The sequence below is a fragment of the Paenibacillus sp. J22P143 genome (genome assembly GCF_059692035.1).
The window spans coordinates 42,760-48,770 of the sequence record NZ_JCAUAQ010000031.1 but is presented as its reverse complement, the minus strand read 5'-3'; the positions used below and the strand labels follow the sequence as shown (position 1 = coordinate 48,770).

Genomic DNA, 6,011 nt, shown 5'->3' with positions numbered 1-6,011 from the left:
GCCGCTCTTAAAGATCCCGCCAGCGCTCGAACTGGCGGGAGAAGTGCCTAATAAGAGTGGTGAACCACTCTTATTCCGCCTTAATCCGCGTGAAACGCGGAAATAAGAGCGATCAACCGCTCTTAAAGATCCCGCCAACGCTCGAACTAGCGGGAGAAGTGCCTAATAAGAGTGGTGAACCACTCTTATTCCGTCTTAATCCGCGTGAAACGCGGAAATAAGAGCGGTCAGCCGCTCTTAAAGATCCCGCCAGCGCTCGAACTGGCGTCCGCCCCTTGCATTACCTGCGTGGCGTGTCCAGCGCGCAACTAAAACAAATACGGTTCAGCCGACGTATTAAGCACGTACGAACTTATCCGGCGGTCACCGCTCTCTGGGCGCAGTAATCCCTTCGCGTGGAGCCGCCTTAACCAAGCGCCCGCCGCCTCTCGCCGTATGCCGAGATGTTCGGCTACGCGACTTGATTTAAGCGAATCTGCCCCCATTGCGGCCAATCTAATGATTTCTTTTTCCTGGTAGACAAGGGAATTTGACACACCGCTTTCGCCATACAAGCGCCCAAGCATGTGCAAGATCATTTGCTGACAGCGACGTCTTCGCTGCGTGAGATCATCGTAAGAGAATCGGATGATTTTCCATCCATCCAAGACGAGCTGGTTTTGTCGCATGAGATTATCACTAAAGCGTCCGCGATCAATATCTCTAGCATGAGGGCCATATCCATCAATATCGAAGCTGATCCGATAAGGTGGACGAATATATGCGAAATCGATGAAACGTGTGCCATCTTGAAAGTCTTTAACCTCGTACTCGGGGTGCAAGTGCTGAAAGTGCCCAACAGCTTGCCACCACAGTCCCTCAAGGAATAATTTCTCAGCATGACCATGTCCTTCCACGAGTCTCCTTAACCGTTCACCCGATCTCCTCGCTCGATGTAATTGGATAAAAGCTTCATACGCTACTTGAAATTCCATTCCTGTTACCTCCTCTAAAATAAATAAAACCGCCTCTCCCATAGCTGGGAAAGACGGTGTGCTTCACACGTCATAGTATTTAGTTCGAAAGGATAATGCTTATGGATAATTATGCTTTATTTTACTAATTAAGTGAATAAATAACCTATTTCGACGTTGTATATCTGTATACACTTGCTGTTCAGCAGTGGGATTCTCACCTATACCACACTCGCAATATGATCTTCTATATACTGCTCCAACTTAATCCGCACATATGGCGGCAAGCCTGACAGCATACAGCCATAGCGGAAGCTGCGTCCTTCTGTCACGATGCGAATGACGCGACCCGTGATAGGAGGTAAGCCTGCTTCTTGCGGGAAGTGGATGACAACGAACATATCGGGAGCTAACAGCACATTCGTTGTGATCTGTAGACCGCTCTCCGATAGATCGAAGAGCGTGCCGTCGATATTTTGCCCGGAGAAAGAGCCTTCTTGCTCCCATTGGTAGATGGAAAGCTTTAAGCTAATATCCAGCTGCACGCGTGTATTCTTACGGCGTTCACGACCTGAGAGAGGTGAAGCCGGTTTCACCACTTCAATGACAGGCTCGCTTGGCTTAACAACCTGCTGTCCCATCCATTCCTCGTAGCACTTAATGACAGCGCTGAGATCCTCTTCACCTAAGCCTTTGCTTAGGCCAATTTGGAATATATTGGTAGCCGATTGCAGCATCGGCGTCGGTAATTGAAATTTGCTAGAAATCTCTTGTGCGAGCAGCAAATCCTTTAGCATCAGCTTCAAAGAGAATTGAATGCTGAAATCGCGATCGAGAATTTTCTCGCCTTTGAGCTCGACTTGCTTGCTATTGGCTCCGCCAGAGCGGGCGATTTCTAAGAATTGGCTGGGGTCAATGCCAGCTTTAGTTGCAATGGACAAGCCTTCGGCAAGCCCTGCAAGGTTAATGCCGACCATCGTGTTGTGAGCGAGCTTCGCATAGGAACCTGAACCGCTCGGCCCGAGGTAAAGTGCTTTGCTGCCAAGTATGTGGAACAAGTCTTGCTGCTCCTCAAATACTGCTTGGCTGCCGCCGACCATGAACGTAAGCGTACCGGCTTCTGCAGCTGGCTTCGTGCCTGTCACAGGTGCGTCGAGGAAGTCGACGAAATGCGCTGCGAGCTCTTCCGCGAGCTTTTGGCTTGTGTGGGGCGATACGGTACTGGAATCAATAATGGTGAGTGCTGGATGGATCCCGCTCAGAATACCTTGCTCACTGTAAAATGTTTCAAGAAGCGCAGCATCATTGCTGAGCATTGTAAATAGGACATCTGAACTACGAGCTACTTCTGCCGGCGAATAGCCAACCTCAGCACCGAGTTGCGCAAGCTCGTCCACTTTTCCAGCAGTACGATTATACACGGTTACCATAAAACCTTTTTGAATAAGGTTAGCAGCCATAGGCTTACCCATAGTGCCAAGTCCAATAAAGCCGATACGTTTCATGTCCCTCACCTCTAACTTCATTTTAACATGGGAATTAATACCTGTGAATTACTTTATAGGATCTTTGACCTGAGACCAAAGTCTCTCTGCTTACGCCATCTTTCATCGTTAAATGTCATGTAAAATAGGATCGCTTGCTTGCATTTATACAAGCAAATAAGTATGCTAGGAAAAGGTAAAAAATAGAGATGGAGGCGAACCTATTGAGTAAAAAACTACAGTTTGATTACAGCAAGGCATTATCCTTTTTATCCCAGCATGAAGTCGATTATTTGGCAGCTCAAGTCGAGCTCGCACATGATCAACTGCATAACAAAACAGGCGCAGGCTCTGATTATTTAGGCTGGGTGGATCTTCCTGAGAACTACAATCGTGAAGAGTTTGCCCGCATTCAAGCATCTGCAAAACAAATTCAATCGGATTCCGACGTACTTATCGTGATCGGTATTGGTGGTTCCTATCTAGGTGCACGTGCTGCACTTGAAATGTTGTCTCATTCTTTTTATAACATTTTGCCAAAAGATAAACGTAAAACGCCTGAGATTTATTTCGTGGGAAATAATATCTCCTCGACATATGTGACACATTTGCTTCAATTGCTTGAAGGTAAAGATTTCTCTGTGAACGTAATTTCCAAATCCGGTACGACAACGGAGCCAGCGATTGCTTTCCGTATTTTCCGCGAATTATTGGAGAAGAAATACGGTAAGGAAGCTGCTCGCAAACGGATCTACGCAACAACGGATCAAGAGAAAGGCGCTCTCAAAACGCTAGCAACTGCCGAAGGTTACGAGACTTTCGTTATTCCGGATGATGTTGGTGGACGTTACTCCGTCCTAACAGCGGTTGGATTGCTTCCAATTGCAACAGCAGGCATTGACGTTGAAGCGATTATGAAAGGTGCGGCAGATGCGCAGCAAGAGTTCTCCAATCCGAAGCTCAGCGAAAATCAAGCCTACCAATACGCAGCAGTGCGTAACTCCCTGTATCGTAAAGGGAAAACGATCGAGATCCTCGTAAACTATGAGCCATCCTTGCACTTCGTTTCGGAGTGGTGGAAGCAATTGTTCGGGGAGAGCGAAGGCAAGGATTACAAAGGGATTTACCCTGCTTCCGTAGACTTCTCAACGGATCTTCACTCCATGGGACAATTCGTTCAAGATGGCAGCCGGATTTTGTTCGAAACCGTTATCCAAGTTGACCAAGTGGCTGATCATATCACCATTGGTACAGATGCGGATGATCTGGATGGACTGAATTTCCTTAGCGGCAAAACGATGGACTTCGTGAACAAGAAGGCTTTCCAAGGCACAATGCTTGCGCACACAGACGGTCAAGTACCAAACCTGATCGTAACTTTGCCGGATATGACACCTTACTCTTTCGGATATATGGTCTACTTCTTTGAAAAAGCATGCGGCATCAGCGGTTATTTGATGGGTGTGAATCCGTTCGATCAACCGGGTGTTGAAGCGTACAAAAAGAACATGTTTGCTCTATTAGGCAAGCCTGGCTATGAGAAAGAAAAAGCGGAGCTTGAAGCTCGCTTGCAACAATAATCTTCAACTTCAGTTAAAAACGATCAATCCTATCGGATAGGTCGTTTTTTTGCACCTTTTTTTCCATTATTTATGTGGTAAATTTTCTTTCCATATTGTCGAAGTCCTATGTTGTGTGTAGAATATAATGAAACAGTTGTTTCCTTCTACCGAGAAAGGTTGGCTATGCTAGCACATTATCGCACAATCCATTCGTATGGTTCGTCTGAGATTATCATCAAGAAGTCACGTTTCATCGGTCATGCTAAGCCCGTAGAGTCAGAAGAAGAAGCAATCCAGTTCATTGAAGCGATCAAGAAAGAACACAGGTCGGCTACGCATAATTGCAGTGCGTATGTCATTGGTGAGCGGGATCAAATCCAGAAGCAATCCGATGACGGAGAACCCAGCGGTACCGCAGGGAAGCCGATTCTGGAAGTGATGAAGCATCAAGGGCTCAAGAATACCGTTGTCGTGGTTACTCGTTATTTTGGTGGCATCATGTTGGGCGCTGGCGGACTCATTCGTGCATATACGGATGGGGCTGTTGCAGGCATAGAAGCAGGAAAGCCGATTTATAAAGTAAATCATCAGCTCGTGCTGATTGAAGTCGATTATACATGGTATGGCAAGCTGGAAAATGAACTGCGAAATCAAAAGATGCTGCTTGGGGACATTCAATTTACGGATAAAGTAACCGTTCCTTGTTATCCTTTGGCGGCTGAAGCGGAAGCATTCATGAATTGGGCAACTGATGTTACACAAGGTCAAAGCTTAATCGTCGCTGGTGAGAACGAATATATCGTTCACGAGAGCTTGCCTGAATAGACAGGCTCCCAGAAGACCAAAACAAATTTCATATGAGCTGAGGATGCGGAGGGATAGGAATGGCTAGGAAAGCAGTCGCGCAAGAGCTTAGTAGAGAACGAATTCTTACAGAGGCGCGGGAATTATTCGCTACTTTTGGCTATCGCGCTTTAACGATGCGAAGCATTGCTAAAGCAATGGGGTACAGTCATGGTGCGTTATATTACCATTTTAATGAGAAAGCTGAATTATTTTATGCACTAATTAAAGACGATTTCGCCTTACTTCTGCAGCGTCAGAAGGAAATGATTGTTCGTGAGCAGGGGTTTAGCGTGAATTTGCTTCAAAAGTTAATGATGGAATTCGTCTGGTTTGGTTTAAACAATCCGAATCACTACGAAATGATGTTTATGATTAACGAGCCAGAACTACAGCAGTACTCGCGTACCGAACAAGCTCAGTGCTTGGAGATGTTCGCCATTGTCATTCGTGAAGTCTTGGCAGATCAGCCAGGAGCTGAGAGTCGTAAGTTTACGCTTCCGTGGAATTTGTTTATGTCTTTACATGGCTTTATTTCTTATTGTATTCAGTTTAAGCTATCCTACGAAGAAGCACGCAAATTGGCAGATGAGCATATCCGACTGATCTGTGTTAGCCTGGATGTGGATTCAGCTGAACTGCAGCGTCCGCTAGTCAAAATGGTTGGGTCGAATGTACGGAAATCATTCGTAATATAGAAGCATGAAGGAAGTGAGACAATCTGTCTTTGCTTCCTTTTTCAATTTTGAGACAAACTACATTTTACATTACCCAGCCTGTGCTTTAAAATGATGAAAAGACACCGATGGAAGGATGATTACGATGGATTTGAATATATGGTCGGAAGAAAATGTTGAATTTATGTTTGAAGGCATCACGAGAAAGCTGCGTATGGCAACAGGAGGTTCCATTAAAGCCTCCAACGTGAAAGAAGAGAAGTACGAGGATTTGAAGGATCTTTATGATATGGTGACGAGCAAGGACCGCTTCAGCATTAGCGAGATTGATGCGATTACAACAGAGCTAGGGAAAATTCGTAAAGCGTAGTACAACATAAGCATGCCGCTGTTTCTGACCTTGAGTTGGAATGGCGGCTTTTTTTGTCGATGTGTGATTGGGTCATAATGACAATGAGTATCTGCTCTTCATACATACTAACACACCAATAG

6 protein-coding genes are annotated in these 6,011 nt (G+C 45.7%); 4 read left to right on the top strand and 2 right to left on the bottom strand.

Going from position 1 to position 6,011, the window contains the following annotated elements; translation table 11 throughout:
* Nucleotides 1-308: 308 nt before the first annotated feature.
* Nucleotides 309-974 (bottom strand): putative endonuclease domain-containing protein, encoded by a 666-nt coding sequence (locus AC58PQ_RS26200; protein WP_497246760.1) that lies wholly within the window; start codon nt 972-974, stop codon nt 309-311.
* Nucleotides 975-1,174: 200 nt separating this feature from the next.
* Entirely contained in the window at nt 1,175-2,479 is a 1,305-nt protein-coding gene (locus tag AC58PQ_RS26195; RefSeq protein ID WP_497246758.1) for an NAD(P)-binding domain-containing protein, read from the bottom strand.
* Nucleotides 2,480-2,661: 182 nt separating this feature from the next.
* On the opposite strand from AC58PQ_RS26195, the gene AC58PQ_RS26190 reads away from it, so the two are divergent.
* From AC58PQ_RS26190 to AC58PQ_RS26175, 4 genes are all read left to right on the top strand, one after another.
* Entirely contained in the window at nt 2,662-4,017 is a 1,356-nt protein-coding gene (locus tag AC58PQ_RS26190) for a glucose-6-phosphate isomerase (protein ID WP_477587658.1), read from the top strand.
* Between the two features lie 165 nt (nt 4,018-4,182).
* The gene (locus AC58PQ_RS26185) at nt 4,183-4,824 is read left to right on the top strand and encodes a YigZ family protein (protein WP_497246756.1); all 642 of its coding nucleotides are present in this window, start codon (nt 4,183-4,185) and stop codon (nt 4,822-4,824) included.
* A 59-nt stretch (nt 4,825-4,883) separates the two neighbouring features.
* Nucleotides 4,884-5,540 carry a TetR/AcrR family transcriptional regulator gene (locus tag AC58PQ_RS26180; RefSeq protein ID WP_497246754.1) on the top strand — a complete coding sequence of 219 codons (657 nt, stop codon included), beginning with the start codon at nt 4,884-4,886 and terminating at the stop codon, nt 5,538-5,540.
* 124 nt (nt 5,541-5,664) lie between these two features.
* The gene (locus tag AC58PQ_RS26175; protein ID WP_497246752.1) at nt 5,665-5,889 is read left to right on the top strand and encodes a DUF1128 domain-containing protein; all 225 of its coding nucleotides are present in this window, start codon (nt 5,665-5,667) and stop codon (nt 5,887-5,889) included.
* Nucleotides 5,890-6,011 lie beyond the last annotated feature (122 nt).

Bases quoted from the DNA above. Each gene is read 5' to 3' on its own strand.
- AC58PQ_RS26180 (WP_497246754.1), top strand. From the start codon at position 4,884: ATGGCTAGGAAAGCAGTCGCGCAAGAGCTTAGTAGAGAACGAATTCTT.
- AC58PQ_RS26175 (WP_497246752.1), top strand. From the start codon at position 5,665: ATGGATTTGAATATATGGTCGGAAGAAAATGTTGAATTTATGTTTGAA.
- AC58PQ_RS26185 (WP_497246756.1), top strand. From the start codon at position 4,183: ATGCTAGCACATTATCGCACAATCCATTCGTATGGTTCGTCTGAGATT.
- AC58PQ_RS26200 (WP_497246760.1), bottom strand. From the start codon at position 974: ATGGAATTTCAAGTAGCGTATGAAGCTTTTATCCAATTACATCGAGCG.
- AC58PQ_RS26195 (WP_497246758.1), bottom strand. From the start codon at position 2,479: ATGAAGTTAGAGGTGAGGGACATGAAACGTATCGGCTTTATTGGACTT.